The 16,135-nt window shown below is 71.8% G+C and carries 15 protein-coding genes; 4 read left to right on the top strand and 11 right to left on the bottom strand.

Annotated elements, in window-relative coordinates; genetic code table 11:
* Nucleotides 1-110 precede the first annotated feature (110 nt).
* Complete coding sequence (locus tag AB0B33_RS21145; RefSeq protein WP_360774269.1) at nucleotides 111-3,488, top strand: pyruvate carboxylase; 3,378 nt, start codon at nucleotides 111-113, stop codon at nucleotides 3,486-3,488.
* Nucleotides 3,485-4,270, top strand: a complete 786-nt coding sequence (locus AB0B33_RS21140) for an arginase family protein (protein ID WP_360774266.1) — start codon at nucleotides 3,485-3,487, stop codon at nucleotides 4,268-4,270. The genes AB0B33_RS21145 and AB0B33_RS21140 overlap by 4 nt, the downstream gene beginning before the upstream one ends.
* On the opposite strand, the gene AB0B33_RS21135 is transcribed toward AB0B33_RS21140, so the two are convergent.
* Both AB0B33_RS21135 and AB0B33_RS21130 read right to left on the bottom strand, forming a co-directional pair.
* Nucleotides 4,238-4,630, bottom strand: a complete 393-nt coding sequence (locus AB0B33_RS21135; RefSeq protein ID WP_360774263.1) for a GntR family transcriptional regulator — start codon at nucleotides 4,628-4,630, stop codon at nucleotides 4,238-4,240. The two genes, AB0B33_RS21140 and AB0B33_RS21135, sit on opposite strands and share 33 nt — an antisense overlap.
* Nucleotides 4,627-5,322 (bottom strand): hypothetical protein, encoded by a 696-nt coding sequence (locus AB0B33_RS21130; RefSeq protein ID WP_360774260.1) that lies wholly within the window; start codon nucleotides 5,320-5,322, stop codon nucleotides 4,627-4,629. Before AB0B33_RS21130 ends, AB0B33_RS21135 begins: the two co-directional genes overlap by 4 nt.
* Before the next feature lie 306 nt (nucleotides 5,323-5,628).
* Between AB0B33_RS21130 and AB0B33_RS21125 the strand changes: the two genes are divergently transcribed.
* Nucleotides 5,629-6,906 carry a PucR family transcriptional regulator gene (locus AB0B33_RS21125; protein WP_247013334.1) on the top strand — a complete coding sequence of 426 codons (1,278 nt, stop codon included), beginning with the start codon at nucleotides 5,629-5,631 and terminating at the stop codon, nucleotides 6,904-6,906.
* Between the two features lie 65 nt (nucleotides 6,907-6,971).
* Here the strand turns inward: AB0B33_RS21125 and AB0B33_RS21120 are convergent, their stop codons facing one another.
* From AB0B33_RS21120 to AB0B33_RS21105, 4 genes are all read right to left on the bottom strand, one after another.
* Nucleotides 6,972-7,547 carry a DUF6801 domain-containing protein gene (locus AB0B33_RS21120; RefSeq protein ID WP_360774257.1) on the bottom strand — a complete coding sequence of 192 codons (576 nt, stop codon included), beginning with the start codon at nucleotides 7,545-7,547 and terminating at the stop codon, nucleotides 6,972-6,974.
* Nucleotides 7,544-8,107, bottom strand: a complete 564-nt coding sequence (locus AB0B33_RS21115) for a hypothetical protein (RefSeq protein ID WP_247013330.1) — start codon at nucleotides 8,105-8,107, stop codon at nucleotides 7,544-7,546. Before AB0B33_RS21115 ends, AB0B33_RS21120 begins: the two co-directional genes overlap by 4 nt.
* 9 nt (nucleotides 8,108-8,116) lie before the next feature.
* Nucleotides 8,117-9,520, bottom strand: coding sequence for a DUF6801 domain-containing protein (locus AB0B33_RS21110; protein WP_360774253.1), 1,404 nt, complete (start codon nucleotides 9,518-9,520; stop codon nucleotides 8,117-8,119).
* Between the two features lie 73 nt (nucleotides 9,521-9,593).
* Nucleotides 9,594-10,232, bottom strand: a complete 639-nt coding sequence (locus AB0B33_RS21105) for a DUF6801 domain-containing protein (RefSeq protein WP_360774250.1) — start codon at nucleotides 10,230-10,232, stop codon at nucleotides 9,594-9,596.
* A gap of 404 nt (nucleotides 10,233-10,636) precedes the next feature.
* Here AB0B33_RS21105 and AB0B33_RS21100 point away from each other — a divergent pair, with 404 nt between their 5' ends.
* The gene (locus AB0B33_RS21100; RefSeq protein WP_360774247.1) at nucleotides 10,637-11,548 is read left to right on the top strand and encodes a hypothetical protein; all 912 of its coding nucleotides are present in this window, start codon (nucleotides 10,637-10,639) and stop codon (nucleotides 11,546-11,548) included.
* 44 nt (nucleotides 11,549-11,592) lie between these two features.
* Here AB0B33_RS21100 and AB0B33_RS21095 read toward each other — a convergent pair whose 3' ends face one another.
* The 5 genes from AB0B33_RS21095 to AB0B33_RS21075 all read right to left on the bottom strand — a co-directional run bounded on the left by AB0B33_RS21095 (nucleotide 11,593) and on the right by AB0B33_RS21075 (nucleotide 16,133).
* The gene (locus tag AB0B33_RS21095) at nucleotides 11,593-12,237 is read right to left on the bottom strand and encodes a hypothetical protein (RefSeq protein WP_360774244.1); all 645 of its coding nucleotides are present in this window, start codon (nucleotides 12,235-12,237) and stop codon (nucleotides 11,593-11,595) included.
* A gap of 89 nt (nucleotides 12,238-12,326) precedes the next feature.
* The gene (locus AB0B33_RS21090; RefSeq protein WP_360774241.1) at nucleotides 12,327-13,397 is read right to left on the bottom strand and encodes a hypothetical protein; all 1,071 of its coding nucleotides are present in this window, start codon (nucleotides 13,395-13,397) and stop codon (nucleotides 12,327-12,329) included.
* Complete coding sequence (locus AB0B33_RS21085) at nucleotides 13,394-13,897, bottom strand: hypothetical protein (RefSeq protein ID WP_360774238.1); 504 nt, start codon at nucleotides 13,895-13,897, stop codon at nucleotides 13,394-13,396. The genes AB0B33_RS21090 and AB0B33_RS21085 overlap by 4 nt, the downstream gene beginning before the upstream one ends.
* Nucleotides 13,885-15,081: an MlaD family protein gene (locus AB0B33_RS21080; RefSeq protein ID WP_247013316.1), complete on the bottom strand. Its 1,197-nt coding sequence runs from the start codon at nucleotides 15,079-15,081 to the stop codon at nucleotides 13,885-13,887. Before AB0B33_RS21080 ends, AB0B33_RS21085 begins: the two co-directional genes overlap by 13 nt.
* On the bottom strand, nucleotides 15,081-16,133 hold the full coding sequence (locus AB0B33_RS21075; protein ID WP_360774821.1) for an MCE family protein: 1,053 nt from the start codon (nucleotides 16,131-16,133) through the stop codon (nucleotides 15,081-15,083). Before AB0B33_RS21075 ends, AB0B33_RS21080 begins: the two co-directional genes overlap by 1 nt.
* Nucleotides 16,134-16,135: the final 2 nt, after the last annotated feature.

Here is a 16,135-nt window from a genome sequence, read left to right as displayed (position 1 = left end):
GCGAATCTTCCACGCGCATGATGTCCATCACCTGGTATGGAACTCCCGCAGAGCGGGAAGAACCGGGTAACGTGCGTTGACTTACCGATCCATACGGGAAGGACCGGGCAATGTTCCGCAAGGTGCTGGTGGCCAACCGCGGGGAGATCGCGATCCGAGCGTTCCGCGCCGGCTACGAACTGGGCGCGGGGACGGTCGCCGTGTTTCCGCACGAAGACCGCAACTCGCTGCACCGGCTGAAGGCCGACGAGGCGTACGAGATCGGCGAACCCGGGCACCCCGTGCGCGCCTACCTCTCGGTCGACGAGATCGTCGCCGCGGCCAAGAAGGCCGGCGCCGACGCCGTCTACCCCGGTTACGGCTTCCTCTCGGAGAACCCCGACCTCGCGCGCGCGTGCGAGGAAGCGGGCATCACCTTCGTCGGGCCGAGCGCCGAGATCCTCGAACTGACCGGGAACAAGGCCCGCGCGGTCAAGGCCGCGCGCGAGGCCGGCGTGCCCGTGCTGGGGTCGTCCGAGCCGTCGAGCGACGTCGACGCGCTGGTCGCCGCGGCCGAGGAGCTGGGCTTCCCGGTGTTCGTCAAGGCCGTCGCCGGCGGTGGCGGGCGCGGCATGCGCCGCGTCGAGGACCCCGCCGTGCTGCGCGAGTCCATCGAGGCCGCCGCGCGCGAGGCCGAGTCCGCCTTCGGCGACCCGACCGTCTTCCTGGAGAAGGCCGTCGTCGAGCCGCGGCACATCGAGGTGCAGATCCTCGCCGACGGCGCGGGCAACATCATCCACCTCTACGAGCGCGACTGCTCCGTGCAGCGGCGCCACCAGAAGGTCGTCGAGCTGGCCCCGGCGCCGAACCTCGACCCGGAGCTGCGTGACCGGATCTGCGCCGACGCGGTGAAGTTCGCGAAGCAGATCGGCTACCGCAACGCCGGCACCGTCGAGTTCCTGCTCGACAAGCAGGGCAACCACGTCTTCATCGAGATGAACCCGCGCATCCAGGTCGAGCACACGGTCACCGAAGAGGTCACCGACGTCGACCTCGTGCAGTCGCAGCTGCGGATCGCCTCCGGCGAGACCCTGGACGACCTGGGCCTCTCCCAGGACAAGATCTACCTGCGCGGCGCCGCGCTCCAGTGCCGCATCACCACCGAAGACCCGGCCAACGGCTTCCGCCCGGACACCGGGATGATCTCCGCCTACCGCTCGCCGGGCGGCTCGGGCATCCGGCTCGACGGCGGCACCGCCTTCTCCGGCACCGAGATCAGCGCGCACTTCGACTCGCTGCTGGTGAAGCTCACTTGCCGCGGCCGCGACTTCAAGACCGCCGTCGGGCGCGCGCGCCGTGCCGTCGCCGAGTTCCGGATCCGCGGTGTCGCCACGAACATCCCGTTCCTGCAGGCGGTCCTGGACGACGACGACTTCCGCGCCGGGCGCGTCACGACGTCGTTCATCGAGGAGCGCCCGGAGCTGCTCACCGCGCGCCAGTCCGCCGACCGCGGCACGCGGCTGCTGACCTACCTGGCCGACCAGACGGTCAACAAGCCGCACGGCGAGCGCCCGAAGACGCCGGACGCCACGGTCAAGCTGCCGAAGCTGCCGAAGGACGCCGAGCCGGCCCCGGGGTCGAAGCAGAAGCTCGTCGAGCTGGGCCCGGGCGGGTTCGCGGAGTGGCTGCGGAAGTCGCCGCACATCGGCGTCACCGACACGACGTTCCGCGACGCGCACCAGTCGCTGCTCGCCACCCGCGTCCGGTCGAAGGACCTCCTCGCCGTGGCGCCGGTCGTCGCGAACACGTTGCCGGAGCTGCTTTCGCTGGAGTGCTGGGGCGGCGCGACCTACGACGTCGCGCTGCGGTTCCTCGCCGAGGACCCGTGGGAGCGCCTCGCCGCGCTGCGCGAAGCCGTGCCGAACATCTGCCTCCAGATGCTGCTGCGCGGGCGCAACACCGTCGGGTACACGCCGTACCCGACCGAGGTGACCACCGCGTTCGTCCAGGAAGCGACGAAGACCGGCATCGACATCTTCCGGATCTTCGACGCGCTCAACGACGTCGAGCAGATGCGCCCGGCGATCGAAGCCGTGCGCGAGACCGGCTCCGCCGTCGCCGAGGTCGCGCTCTGCTACACCTCGGACCTGTCGGACCCGGGCGAGAAGCTCTACACGCTCGACTACTACCTGAAGCTGGCCGAGCAGATCGTCGGCGCCGGGGCGCACGTCCTGGCCATCAAGGACATGGCCGGGCTGCTGCGCGCGCCCGCGGCGACCAAGCTGGTCACCGCGCTGCGCAAGGAGTTCGACCTGCCGGTGCACATCCACACCCACGACACCGCGGGCGGCCAGCTGGCCACCTACCTCGCGGCGATCAACGCGGGCGCGGACGCCGTCGACGGCGCGGTGTCGTCCATGGCGGGCACGACGTCGCAGCCGTCGCTGTCGTCGATCGTGGCGGCCACCGACCACTCGGCGCGGACCACCGGGCTGGACCTGCGGGCGATCGGGGACCTGGAGCCGTACTGGGAGAGCGTGCGCAAGATCTACGCGCCGTTCGAGGCCGGGCTGGCCGCGCCCACCGGCCGCGTCTACGACCACGAGATCCCCGGCGGGCAGCTGTCGAACCTGCGCACGCAGGCCATCGCGCTCGGCCTGGGCGACCGGTTCGAGGACATCGAGGCGATGTACGCCGCCGCCGACAAGATCCTCGGGCACCTGGTGAAGGTGACGCCGTCGTCCAAGGTCGTCGGCGACCTCGCGCTGCACCTGGTCGGCGCGGGCGTCTCGCCGGCCGACTTCGAGGCGGAGCCGAACAAGTTCGACATCCCCGACTCGGTGATCGGCTTCCTGCGCGGCGAGCTGGGCGACCCGCCCGGTGGCTGGCCGGAACCGTTCCGCACCAAGGCCCTCGAAGGCCGCGCGGCGGCGAAGCCGGTCGCCGAACTGTCCGAAGAGGACCGCACGGCGCTGGCCGAGCAGCCCCGCCGGACGCTCAACCGGCTGCTGTTCCCCGGCCCGACGAAGGAGTTCGAGGCGCACCGCGAGGCCTACGGCGACACCTCGGTCCTGCCCAGCAAGGACTTCTTCTATGGCCTGCGCCCGGGCGAGGAGTACCCGGTCGACCTCGAGCCGGGCGTCCGGCTGCTCATCGAGCTGGAAGCGATCGGCGAGGCCGACGAGCGCGGTGTCCGCACGGTGATGTCGACGCTGAACGGCCAGCTGCGGCCGATCCAGATCCGCGACCGCTCGATCGCCTCGGACATCCCGGCGACCGAGAAGGCGGAGAAGGGCAACCCGAAGCAGGTCGCGGCGCCGTTCGCCGGCGTGGTCACGCTGCAGGTTTCCGAGGGCGACACGGTCGAGGCCGGCGCCACGGTCGCGACGATCGAGGCCATGAAGATGGAGGCGTCGATCACCGCGTCCGCGGGCGGCAAGGTGGGCCGGCTGGCGATCAACTCCGTCCAGCAGGTCGAGGGCGGCGATCTCCTGCTCGTCCTGGAATGACGCTGATCAACGCGGTCCCGCAGCGCCAAGGCGCGGTGGGACCGCGTTCCGCGGAGCTGCCGGACGGCTGCCTGGCACTGGCGGAGCTGGCCGGGCACGTGCTCGGCCGGCCCGTCCACCACGTCCGGCAGACGCGTGAAGTGTCCGAAGTGGACCGGGGGATCGCGTCCCGCGCGGAGCTGACGGGCCCGAACCGCGCGGCCCAGCTGGCCGCATTGGAAGCCCCGGGCGGCCCGGTGCTGACGATCGGCGGCGACTGCGGAGCCGAGCTGGTCCCGATCGGCGTCGCGCGGTTCCGGCACGGGCCGGGCCTCGGCGTCGCGTGGTTCGACGCCCACCCGGACCTGAACACGGCTTCGACGTCCCCGTCGGGCGCGTTCCACGGAATGGTGCTGCGCTCGCTGTTCGGTGAGGGCGACGCCGAGTTCGCGGCCGACCCGGCTTTGACGCCGGGCAGCGTCGCTTTGCTGGGGACGCGGGTGTTCGACCCGGAAGAGCGCGCGGCGGTCGCCCGCGGGCTCGCCGTCACGTCGGTGGACGCGCTGGCCGTGGAGAAGCTGTACGTCCACGTGGACCTGGACGTCCTGGATCCTTCGGAGTTCCCCGGCCTCAACTACCCGGAGCCGGACGGCTGGACGATCGCCCGCCTGGTGGCCGAACTGGACGCGCTGGCCGGGTACGAGGTCGTCGGCGCCGGGATCACGGAGTGCGTGGGCACCGCGCGCGAGGTCGAGGTTCTGGCGCCCGTCCTAGCCGCGCTCGGCCGGCTCCTCGGCCGCTGAGCCGGCGTCGGCGGCGCGGACGGCGTTGAGGGCCGTTTCCAGATCGGCGCCGAGGTCGCGCGCTTGGGTCAGGTACGCCGTGGCCGCGGCGAGGAGCAGCTCCGCCGGGGCCGGGCGGCCGGGCGGGACGGTGACCACCGTGCCGCGGGCGCGGGCCGTCGTCACCCAGCCCGCCGCCTCCAGCTCGCGGTACGCGCGCGCCACCGTGCCCGACGCCAGCCCGAGATCCCGCGCCAGCTGGCGGATCGGCGGCAGCCGCGTGCCCTCCGCCAGCGCCCCCGTCGTCACCGCGTGGACCACCTGGTCGTGCACCTGCCGCCAGGGAGCCAGCCCGTTTTCGGTGTCGACGACGATCTTCACGCCGCCGCCGGGAGCCGTTTCAGCGGGGCCGTCACCGCCAGGAACGCGGCCAGGCCCGCCACGACCACCAGGAACGACGCCAGGTTGCCGCCCGGCCAGCCGAGCGCCGTCACCCCGCCGATGCCCAGTCCGATCGCCACCCGCGCGCTGCGGCAGCGCAGCGCCAGGTCGGCCCGGGCCGCGCCGGCCGACGGACGGCGGACGGCCAGCGCCGTGATCGCCGCGCAGAGCACCACCGTGCCCACCGCGAGCGCGAGGAACTTCCACTGGGCCGTCACGGCGAGGTGCACGACCGACCCGGCGGCCGCCAGCGCGCCGAGCACGAGCACCCAGACCGGGGCGATCGCCGTCAGCGTGCGCGGGGCCAGGTCGGCCTCCCGCCGCGGGCCGCGGGCGGGCCGCTGGGCCAGCAGCTCGGCGATCAGGCCGCCGAGCAGCAGCGTGGCCACGAGCGAGCCCGTCGTCGTGTCGCCGAACAGCGGCGGCAGCGCCAGGAAGAGCCACGGGTACCAGAGCCGGCGCCGTTTCAGGTACCGGACGGCCAGCGCGACCTCCTCGGCGTCCGGGCCGGGGACGCCCCAGCGTTCGAGCAAGCGCTTGCCGTGCTTCTCGCCCGGCCAGAGCACGATCAGGATCGCCAGCCCGATCAGCCCGCCCAAGAGCGCGACCGCCAGCACGTTGTCCCACGGCATGCCGAACCTCCTCGCTTGTATCAACCACACGATACAAGCACGCCGGGTGACCGCAGCGCGAGCCGCCCGTCGCGGGTACGGCCGTTCGTATGCACGTGAAGGTGCAGTCGGCGGGGTGCTTGTCAGCGTTTCGCAGGCACGTCTCGTGAACTTGTCACAAAAATGACAAGAAATCGGTTTCCTCTCATTCGAGTGACACGTTCGGCGTTAGTTTTTCGATGTGTCCGTTGTCACCCCGCTTCAGGTGCGGGGTACCCGGTCGCGCGTGCGCGCGCCGGAGTCCGGGGGCGGAGCGAAGGAGCTGCGATGACGGTGGAGCGCGGATTCGAACACGCTGCGCCACCGGCCGCACTGCCCCGCAAGCTCGCGGACATCCTGCGCCCCGAGCTGGGCAGCCTCGCCGCGGAGATCGTCGACGAGATCCGCGCGACCATCCCCGCCTACGCCCGCCCGCTCGACGGGCCCTACGGCAAGTCGATCCGCGCCGGCGTCGAGTACGCGATCACGTTGTTCGTCGCGCAGATCGCCGACCCGACGGTGTCGAAGGAGCAGTCCCACGAGGTGCACCACCGGCTGGGGCAGAACGAAATGCGCGAGGGCCGCAGCCTCGACACGCTGCAGTCGGCGTACCGGGTCGGCGCGCGCGTGTCGTGGCGGCGGATCATGCGCGTGGGACGGCGAAGCGGGCTCTCGTCGGCCGTGATGTCCCAGCTGGCCGACGCGATGCTGGCGTTCATGGACGAACTCGCCTCCGTCGCGCTCGACGGCTACCTGGAGGCGAAGGCGCGCACGGCGGGGGCGCTGGAAACGTGGCGCCGCAAGCTGCTCCACCTGATCCTCGAGACCCCGCCCGCCTCGCCCAAGGCGATCGCCGAGCTGGCCCAGCTGATCGGCTGGCCGGTTCCCGCCGACGCGACGCCGGTGGCGGTCTGCCCCGCGGGCGGCGTCGCCCCGGCCCGCCGCCACGCCGGGCTGGACGCGGACGTCCTCGCCGAACTCGACACCGCGGACCCGAAACTGGTGGTGCCGGGCGAGCTGAGCGCCCCGCGCCTGGCGGCCCTGCAGGTGGCCCTGCCGGACTGCCGCCTCTCGATCGGCCCGTGCGTCCCGCTCACGTCGGTGGCGGACTCCCTGCGGTGGGCCCGGAACGCGCTCCAGCTGACCGAACGCGGCGTGCTGGCCCCGCGGCCGGTGCTGCGCGCGGAAGAGCACCTGGCGACGCTGCTGGTCAACTCCGACGCCGGCCTGGTCGGCACGCTGCGGCACCGGTTGTTCGCGCCGCTGGCGGACATGACGGGCAAGCAGCAGGAGCGCCTCCTGGAGACGCTGCGGGCGTGGCTGGACAGCCAGGGCAACGTGGTGGAGATCGCGGAACGCCTCGGCGTCCACCCCCAGACCGTCCGCTACCGCATGCGCCAGCTCCAGGCGACGTTCGGCGACAGCCTCCGCGACCCGGCGGCCCGCTTCGAGATGGAGCTGGCGTTGCGCGCGGGCGCGGCCCCGCTGCCGTTGCGGTACCCGGTGAGCGACCTGCTGCCGTCGCCGCGCACCGGGGCCGGGCGTCCACAGTGGACGCCCAACTGAGCCTCACCGGGTGAGAACGGCGAGCCGCGGCGCCTGGGACAGCTGCCGGGCCGCGGCTCCTCCGCTCAGAGGACGGTGATCCCCGGCTGGAACTCCGTGCTCGGGGACCGCGGTGTGCAGACCGACTGCATCGGTAGCCACGCGTCGGCCGTCTTCTTGTGGAACTGCAGGGATTCGGTGATCGGCGTGCCCAGCCCGAACACGATCGAGCCCGGGGTGCCCGCGGTGAACGTGACGTCGGGGGCCTGCTCGGTGAAGGTGAGCGAGCCGCTGTTCGTGATGGACTGCTCGGGGACGCTGCCGGTGATCGGCGCCGCGGCCGGGTTCGCGTTCGTCGCGGTGATCGTGGCCGCGAAGGAGCCTCGCACCCGGTCGTAGCCGGCCGCGACGAAGAGCGAGCGGACCGCCGGGCTCAGCACGTGGCTCAGCTGGATCCCGCTGACCGTGAAGGGGTACCCGGACGAAACCGGGTCGGGGGCCGTGAGCGAGCCGGCGAACGTCGACGTCAGCGGAGCGACGCCCGGGTACGTGCAGCTGTAGGTGAGCGTGCCGGTCCGGGCGGTCGTCGTCCCGGCGTGGGCCGGAACCGCGGTCAGGCCGGTGACGAGGAGTGCTGCCGCGAGGGCGGCCCCGGTCCTCACGAGATCGCGATGCTCGGGCTGAACGCCGTGTTCTGCGCCGGGCTCGTCACCTTGAGGGTGCAACTCGACGACCAGGGCGTCCACGTCCCGGTCGACTTCTTGTGGAGCTCCAGGGATTCGCTGATGCCCGTGCCCATCGCGAAGCCGACGGAGCCCGCCGCGCCTGCGGTGAACACCTGGGGTGAACCGATCACCGAGCCGCTCGTGAACGGGTTCGCGGGGAACGCGCCCGAGAGCACGCCAGCCGCCGGGGTCGCGTCGCTCACGCTGAACGTCGTGCTGATCGAGCCGCGCACCTGGTCGTAGCCGAGCGCGCCCAGCAACGACTTCACCGCGGCCGAGTACACCACCGTGGCGTAGGGCGTGACCGTGAACGGCTGGCCGGGGTGGGGATCGGTGACGTCCAGGTGCGCCATGAGCGTCGTGGGCTGGGGTGCGACGCCCGGGAACGTGCAGGTGTACGTCAGCGCGCCCGTGTTCGTCGTGACTGTCGCGTTCGCCGTGCCCGCCGTCAGGCCGGTGACGAGCAGCGCTGCCGCGGTGGCCGGTCCGATCCTCATGTGATCCCCTCAGTTCGGTTTCTTGGCCGCCGCCTTCTTCGCCGCGGCGGAGCCCGTCGGAGGCCCGGTGGAGCCGTCCGGGCACTGGGTCTGGTCCGGATCGGTGCACACGATCAGGTTGTAGGTGTCGACGAACGCCTGGTTGCCGCCGCCCGAGCTCATCCCGGTCAGCAGCGGGTTCAGGTCCTGGCCGGCGGCACCGCAGCCGGTGAACGCCGGGAGGTCGAAGCCCTTCTCCGGGTCGGTGCGGATGTGGCCGACGCCGAACGCCTCGTACGGGCCGTTCAGGGTCAGCGTCACCGGCTTGCCGGACACGCACCCCGGCCCGAGGTCCAGCGGGACCCCGTTGACCTTCGCGTTGCTCAGCTTCGCCATCACCTGCAGCGTCGTGTTCAGGTAGGTGGCCCCGGTGTCCGGGTCGGTCGTGATCGCGCCGGCGAACTCGATGAGCTTGCTGTTGCGCCAATCCACCGGCAGGAACTCGACGGTCGCGGTCACCGGCACGAACCCGAAGCCGAGGAACGTCGCCGTCGCCGGGTTGAACGTCGTCGAGCCGGTGACCCGCGAGCTGCCGTCGACCAGGTTGAGGATGAACAACCCGTTGAACAGGAACGCGGGATCGGCGGTGACGGTCGCGCCGAGCTTCCGGACCGTCGACTTCGTCTGGATCGTCACCAGGCTCAGCGGGACGGCGAACTCGTCTTCGGTCGGGGGATCGCCGGGCCCGGGTGCGTCGGCGGCCGCGGCCTGCTGCTGCGCCTTCGTGCCCGGCGTGACCTTGGGCAGCACCATCACCTTGCCCAGCGTCGTCGGCTGCCCGGCGTCCAGCGCGCACGCGACCGGCTTCGCGGCGGGATCCGCGGGCGGCGGGACGGCGGCGAGCGCGAGCGACGGCGCGGTGACGTCGAAGGTGACGGCCCCGACGGTGTTCAGCGCGATCTCGGGCACCGTGCCGGTGGCCGTCAGGGTGACGTCGCCGGTCTCCGGCAGCGGGGTGACCGGCACGGCGAGGGTGACCGGGACCTTGTCCGCGCGGTCGTCCTTGTGCACGGCGAGGTCGAACCGCACCTCACCCGCCAGCGAACCGGCGGTGGTGCCGGCCGGGAGGTAGGACAGCGCGACGTCGCGGGGGAGGGTGAGCTTCGTGGAAAAGCCGCCGAGCTTCAGCGAAGCCCCGGTCCGCGCCTGGGCGGGCAGCGTGGCCGACGTCTCGGCGGTGAGCGCGCGGGCGCCGAGCGGGTCCGCGAACGGGCACGTCACCGAAACCGACGTCACCGCCTTCGTGTCCGGCGGGACCGCGGGCGCGGGTGCGGCCGAGCCGACTCCCGTGAGCGCGCCGTTCACCGCGGAGAGCAGGCCGACGCCTGCCAGCGCGGAGAGGGTGAGGGTGCGGGGCCGGACTCGACGTGGCATCGGTTTCCCTGGGTGCGTGCGGAAGCGGCGGGGTGCTCCCGGTGCGGGCGGGTGCCCGCACCGGGAAACCCGGTCAGGAAATGGTGATGCTCGGGGCGAACGCGGTGTTCTGCGCCGGGCTGGTCACCTTGAGGGTGCAGTTCATCGTCCACGGCGACCAGGTGTCGGTCGACTTCTTGTGGAACTCCAGGTTCGCCGACAGACCGCTCGTCAGCGACAGGGTGGCGGTGCCCGCGGTGGCCGGGGCGGTGTAGGTCGGGATGCTGGACGTCGCGACCTGCGAGATGTTCACCGTGATCGCCCCGCCGGTCGGGTAGATGACCTGCGGGATGTTCAGCCCGCTGGCCGACGGCGACGACAGCGTGCCGGAGGACACGGTCACCGGCACCGTCGCCGTGCCGCGGATGCCGTCGTAGCCCACCGCGGTGAGCAGCGAGTGCACGGTCGCGCTGATCGTCGCGGTCCCGCCGACGTTGCTCGGCGTGACGGAGGTGCTGTGGACGACGGAGTTCGGCGCGTCCAGGTGCGCGGTGATCGCGACCGGCTGCGGCGAGATGCCGGGGAAGGTGCAGTTGTACGTGATCCCGGTGGAGCCGCCGGCGGCGTAGGTGATCGTGGCGGCGGCCGCGGTACCCGCGGTCAGGACCGCGATGGCACCGATGGCGGTCGCGGTCGTGGCGATACCGGCGGACAGTCTGCGGAGTCGGGACATACCTGTCATCTCCTTTGATTCAGTTCAGTCTCGGCTTTGGCTGATCGATTGCCCGCTGCCGTTGATCCCCCATCGCTTCACCCGCCCCGATTGCCCCGGGCGGCGGGACGCGATTCACCGGCGTGCGAGGTGGAGGTCCATCTGCCGAAATCGAGGCTACTCGCCAGTTCACTACGGAACAAGAGTTCCGGCCCCGCAGGGGTGAGCCGTGGGAGCAGCCCGGTGAATTCTTGTGCGAAGCCGCGCAGGGGCACCGCCGGATTTGGCGGATCGTGACAAAGAACGCCCGCCGTGGAGATCCGCTGGGAGCTACGGTCTACCATTTGTGATCTTGCGGGGGCAAGCACGGATAACGTAACCGGAGAAATGAGGCTATCGTGCCGGGTTCTTCACGTTGTGGACGGGTGTCATTCAAGCGGGCCGCATTCGCGTTGACGGCGGCGCTGGCCGTCTCGTCGCTCGCCCAGCCCGCGTCCGCGGCCACGGTCGGCGGCGTGATCGCCTGGGGTAAACCGGATTACGACGTCACGATCCCGCCGCCGGACGCGCTGACCGGCGTCACCGCCGTGTCGGCGGGCAGCACGACGGCGCTGGCGCTGAAGGGCGGCGCGGTCCTCGCGTGGGGCGCGAACAACTGGGGTGCCAACCAGATCCCCGCCGCGGCGACCTCCGGCGTCAGCCAGATCGCGTCGGGCTGGGGTCACGAACTGGCGCTGAAGAACGGCAAGGTCATCGCCTGGGGCAACAACTGGTACGGCCAGACGAACCTGCCGTCGTCCGTGTCCAGCGGCGTGCTCGCGATTTCGTCGTCCAACATGCACAGCCTGGCGCTGAAGCAGGGCGGGCTGGTGGTGAGCTGGGGGACGCGGACCGACGTGCCGGCGGCGGCGACCGCCGGTGTCACCGCGATTTCCGCCGGTGGGGACCACAATCTGGCGCTCAAGAACGGCGGCGTGCTGGCCTGGGGGAGCAACACCTACGGCCAGACGACCGTGCCGGCCGGGCTTTCTTCCGGTGTCACGGCGGTTTCCGCGGGGTTCAACCACAGCCTGGCGCTGAAGGCCGGGCGGGTTTACGCGTGGGGCCGCGACAACTTCCACCAGATCGAGGTGCCGCCGGAAGCACTGTCCGACGTGGTCGGTGTCGACGCCGGGTTCAACCACAACGTGGCCTACAAGACCAACGGCGACATCGTCGTCTGGGGCTCGAACTTCGTCGGCGAGTCGGCGCCGATCTCGTGCGGGCCGGTGTTCGCCGTTTCGGCCGGGGACAACGACAGCTTCGCGTTGAAGGAAGACCCGGCCGCGGCTTGCTGAACCCCCGGGCGGCGGGCCTTCGCGGCCCGCCACCCGGGTCGTGCTCAGGTGGCGTCGCTGGCCAGGTCGAGCGTGATGGTGTTGCCCGGCCCCGAAATCAGGGCGCCGAGCGCGATGTCGGCGATGAAGCAGTTGCTGAACTCGGGGATGGTGTAGGTGCCCTTGACCGTGATGGCCGGGGCGGTGATGTCGATGTCCTGCGCGGACAGCGTCAGGTCGAGCGGGGTCTTGGTCTTGCAGCTGCCCGGCACGGTCGGCAGCGGGATGACCGGCACGATCGGGCCGGCCCAGATGTCGTAGATCTCCATGTTGGCCTTGGCCTTCGTGACCAGGTTGCCGTCGGCGATCGTGCCGGTGGCCGGCCCGAGCGGGATCACCCGGACCTTGGCCTTGATCCGGAAGATGCCCGACAGCAGGGAAATGTCGGCCTGCGACGGCGGCAGCGCGAGGTCCGCGCTGAGCCCGACCGACCCGGTCTGGTCGTCGATGAGCAGGTTGCCCTTGAGCGAACCGGGGCCGAGCTTCAGGGCGCTGCCGGTCTTCTTCACCGTGGTGCTGCCGGTGACCTTGTAGGACACGGGGATCGGGATGACGTCGGCCGACGCCGGGGTCACGGCGACCCCGGTGAGCACGAGAGCCGCCGTCGACGTGAGGACGGCCAGTCTCCTCAGCTGCGTTGCCACGGACATAGTTCTTCTCCCTTTGCGTTTTCCCGTCCGTCCCGGGTGCTCCCGGAAACGGTGAAGTGCTGGTGGTTCAGCGGTGGTTCTGCGGTGGTTCAGCGCGGTTCGAGTGCGGTGATGACCCAGGTGCCGTCGGCGCGTTCCGCGGTTACGGAAAGCTGCGCCGCGGCGTTGTCGGTCGCATTGTTGTCGGCCCGTACGGCTGATTGATCGAGAAAGACGAGTAACCGCGCGTGATTGTCGCGGAGTTCTTGTACTGCTATCGCCGAAACGCGCGAAGTGAGGACGAGTTTCTGCTCGGGTGCTTTCGCCCGCACTTGGGCGAAGAGCTTGTCGTACGAATCCTTGGCGGCGCCCCGGAGCACCGCGGCGGCGGCCTTTTCGGTGACGTCGGTCCGATCGTAGGAATAGGAGAAGACCCGGTTCACGGCGACGGTGATCGCGGAGGTGACCTCGGCGGTCGCCCCGACATCGGTGAGAGCGAGGTTGGCGCCGGCGGAGGTGCCGGCGGCGGAGCGGGCTTCGACGGTGAACCAGGCCCCGGCCCCGGCGAGGACGAGGGCGGCGGCGAGGAGGAGGGCGGGCAGCTGGAGCCAGGCCGGTCGGGGCTTGGCGGGGGAGGTCTCGGCTTCAGGCTCACCCTCGGCCGCGGGGTCGCCCAGGTCACCGCCGGTAGCGGTGGTGGGAGTGGCCGGCTCGTCGGCAGCCACAGCGCCCGGTTCGCTCTCGGGCACCGAGCCGTCCGACTCGCGTTCGCGGCCCGATGCGGCGCTCGGCTCGCCTTCGGCGGCCGGGTCGCTCGGCTCACCCTCGGCCGCGGGGTCACCCAGCTCACCGCCGGTAGCGGTGGTGGGAGCGGCCGGCTCCTCCGCGGCCACAGCGCCCGGTTCGGCTTCGGCGCCCTCGGGCACCGAGCCGTCCGACTCGCGTTCGCGGCCCGATGCGGCGCTCGGCTCGCCCTCGGCGGCCAGGTCGCTCGGCTCGGCTTCGCTGCCGGTCGTGGTAGGTGAGGCCTGCTCCTCGCCTTCGCCGCTCGACGTGGCGGGCGTGATCGGGGCTGGGGTGGTGGGGCCACCTGCGTCGGCGGTCGCGATGGCCTCGTCCAGGCCACTCAGCTCGGCACCCGTCTCGAGGCCCGCCTCGGCCACCGTCTTCGCCCGGTTCATCGGGACCCCACCGCCAGCTGGTCGAGCGCGCTCAGCTTCCACCCGTCCGGCGTCCGGCTCAGCGCCGCGGCGAAACGGTTCCGCTTCACCGCCGGGGCCACTCCCTGCTTCGCCATCGTGATCTCCACCGAGGCCAGCATCTTCGCCGTTCCCGCGTGCTCGTCCAGCTCGCTCAGCGCGGCGTCCAGGACCCGCCCCGTCGACACCGTCGAGTTCGCCGCCAGTGCCTGCTTCGTCCGCGCGTCCGTCCGGGCCAGCTGGTCGTGCAGCGGGCCCGTCGACGCCGACAGCCAGCGTCCCAGGCCGCCCTCGACGTCGTGGTAGTCCAGGCTGTTCAGCTCCGCCACCAGTGTCCGGCCGCTCGCCAGGGCCTCGTCCCGCGCGGCACCGTAGGTCACCGCCGGTTCGTGGGCCGACGCGTACCAGGACCAGCCCGACCAGCCCGCGAAGACCGCCGCGGCCAGGGTGATCGCTGCCGCTCCCCGTTTCAGCGCAGCCACAGCATCTCCTCGAGGCTCGTCTTCGTCGCCTGCGTGCCGATCGTCAGCGGGCCCACCGGCACCGCGTCCGGGACCGGTGGGTGCGGCGCGTTCTGCGTGCCGCGCACCGAGCTCTCGTTGCCGTACGGCAGCGTGCACGCCGCGTCGGTGTTCAGCGGCAACGGCGAAAGGTCCCTGCTCGACCGGTGCGGGGTGTCCTCGTAGCCCGCCAGGCACGAAGGCGGGTTGTCGAAGTTCAGCACCAGCCCCATCCGCAGCTCGTGGTGCTGCTCGTCGATGGCCGAGCCGACCGCCGCCACCGCGCGGGGGACGTTCGCCAGCAGCGTCTCCTCCGCCGCCGTGCGGGTGCCGAACACCCGCGCCGTCGTCAGGAGGTTGGCCAGCACGATCGGCAGGCCCGGGTCGTTCTCCTTCAGCAGCGACGAAAGCTCCGTCGCCGCCGGGGGCGCGGTCGCGATCAGGCGCCGCAGGTCGCCGTCGGACCTGGCCAGCTGCTGGGCGAACACGCGGGCGTTGCCGCTGAACGAGCGCCACTCCGCCGAGGAGCCGACCTGGGTGCGCAGCACGGTCGCGCCGTCGCCGATCAGCTTCGACGTCTGCGGCAGGTGCGCGCTCGCCTGCTGGGTGAACGCCGTCGCCGAGTCCAGCAGCGTCTGCAGGTCCGGGCCGGCGCCGCGCAGGGCGTCGTCGAGCTCGTTCACCACCGTGCGCAGGTCCTGCGTCGGCACCGACGCCGTGAACGAGTCCAGGTCGGTCAGCAGGCTGTTGACCGGCAGCGGCAGCGTGGTCGACTCGCGCCGGATGACCGAGTCCCCGCTCAGGAAGGGCCCGCCCGAGGTGCGCGGCTGCAGGTCGACGTACTGCTCGCCGACCGCCGACCGGTTCGCCACCACCGCGCGGGAGTCCGCCGGGATGGGCGGGGCGCCGTCGTCGATGAGCAGGTCGGCTTCGGTCCCGGTCAGGGTGAGCCGCAGCTCGCCGACCCGGCCGACGGCGACGCCGCGGTAGGTCACCTCACCGTTGGTGAACAGCCCGCCGCCTTCGGCCAGCTCCAGCTTGACCGTGTAGCTGCCGGAGCCGAACAGCCGGCCGAGACCGGCGTAGTTCGCGCCGACGAACGCCGTCGTGGCCAGCGCGATCACGACGAACAGGACGACCTGGACCCGCACTCTGCGCGTGAGCATCACTGACCTCCCGAGGTGAGCGGGAGCGGCGGCAAGCCCGGCGGCACGCCCTCGCCGGGCGCGGGCAGCGGCACACCGGGCGCCGGGATCATCGAGGCGAACGCGTTGATGTAGTCGCCCTTCACCGCGGGCAGCACCGAATCCGGGAAGGGGAACGTCGGGAGCAGCTGCAGCGACTGCGGCAGGTTCTCCCCGGCCGCGGCCAGCTGGCCCAGGATCGGCGCGAGCGCGCGCAGGTCCGCGACCATGTCGTCGCGGCTGCGGTCGACGACGTCGGTGGCCACGGTCGAGAGCCGGTCGAGCGCCTGCAGCATCGAGACGAGCTGGGTGCGCTGGTCGGTCAGCGACCGCAGTCCGGGCGTCAGGTCGGTCAGCGCGCCGGAGACCTGGCTGTGGCGGTTCGCGAGCGTCGCCGACAGCCGGTTCATCCCGTCGAGGGCCTCGGTGATGTCCGAGCGGTGCGCGTCGAGGTCGGTCATCAGGGTGTTCACCCCGGACAGGAACGAGCGGATCTGCCCCTCGTTGCCGTCCATCACCTTCGACAGCTCGCGGTTGATCGTCTGCAGCTGCCCGATGCCGCCGCCGTTGAGCAGCAGCGAAAGGGCGCCGAAGATCTCTTCGAACTCGGGGTTGCGGTTGGTGCGGTCCACGGTGATCGTGGCCTTGTCCGCCAGCCGCGCGACCCCGGGACCGGACGACGCGCCGTCCGGGGCGGCCAGCTCGACGAACTTCTCGCCGAGCAGGCTGGACTGGCGCAGCCGCGCGATCGCGTTGGCGGGCAGCACGACGTCGCCGTTGACCTCCAGCACGGTTTCGGCCGTCCAGCCGTCGCCGCCGAGCCGGACCTCCCGCACCCGCCCGACCGGGACGTCGCCGACCTTCACCGCGGCCTGCGGCACCAGGTCGAGCACGTCGGCGAACTGCACGGTCACGGAGTACGGGTGGTCGCCGACGTCGGCGCCGCCGGGCAGCGGCAGGTCGTAGACGCCTTTGAACTCACCGGACGAGCAGCCCGCGAGCAGCAGGCACCCGACGGCCGCGGTGGCGAGCATCC

This window comes from Amycolatopsis sp. NPDC049159 (assembly GCF_040648295.1).
Taxonomy (GTDB): domain Bacteria; phylum Actinomycetota; class Actinomycetes; order Mycobacteriales; family Pseudonocardiaceae; genus Amycolatopsis; species Amycolatopsis pretoriensis_A.
This window is presented reverse-complemented; position numbering and strand designations above follow the sequence as displayed.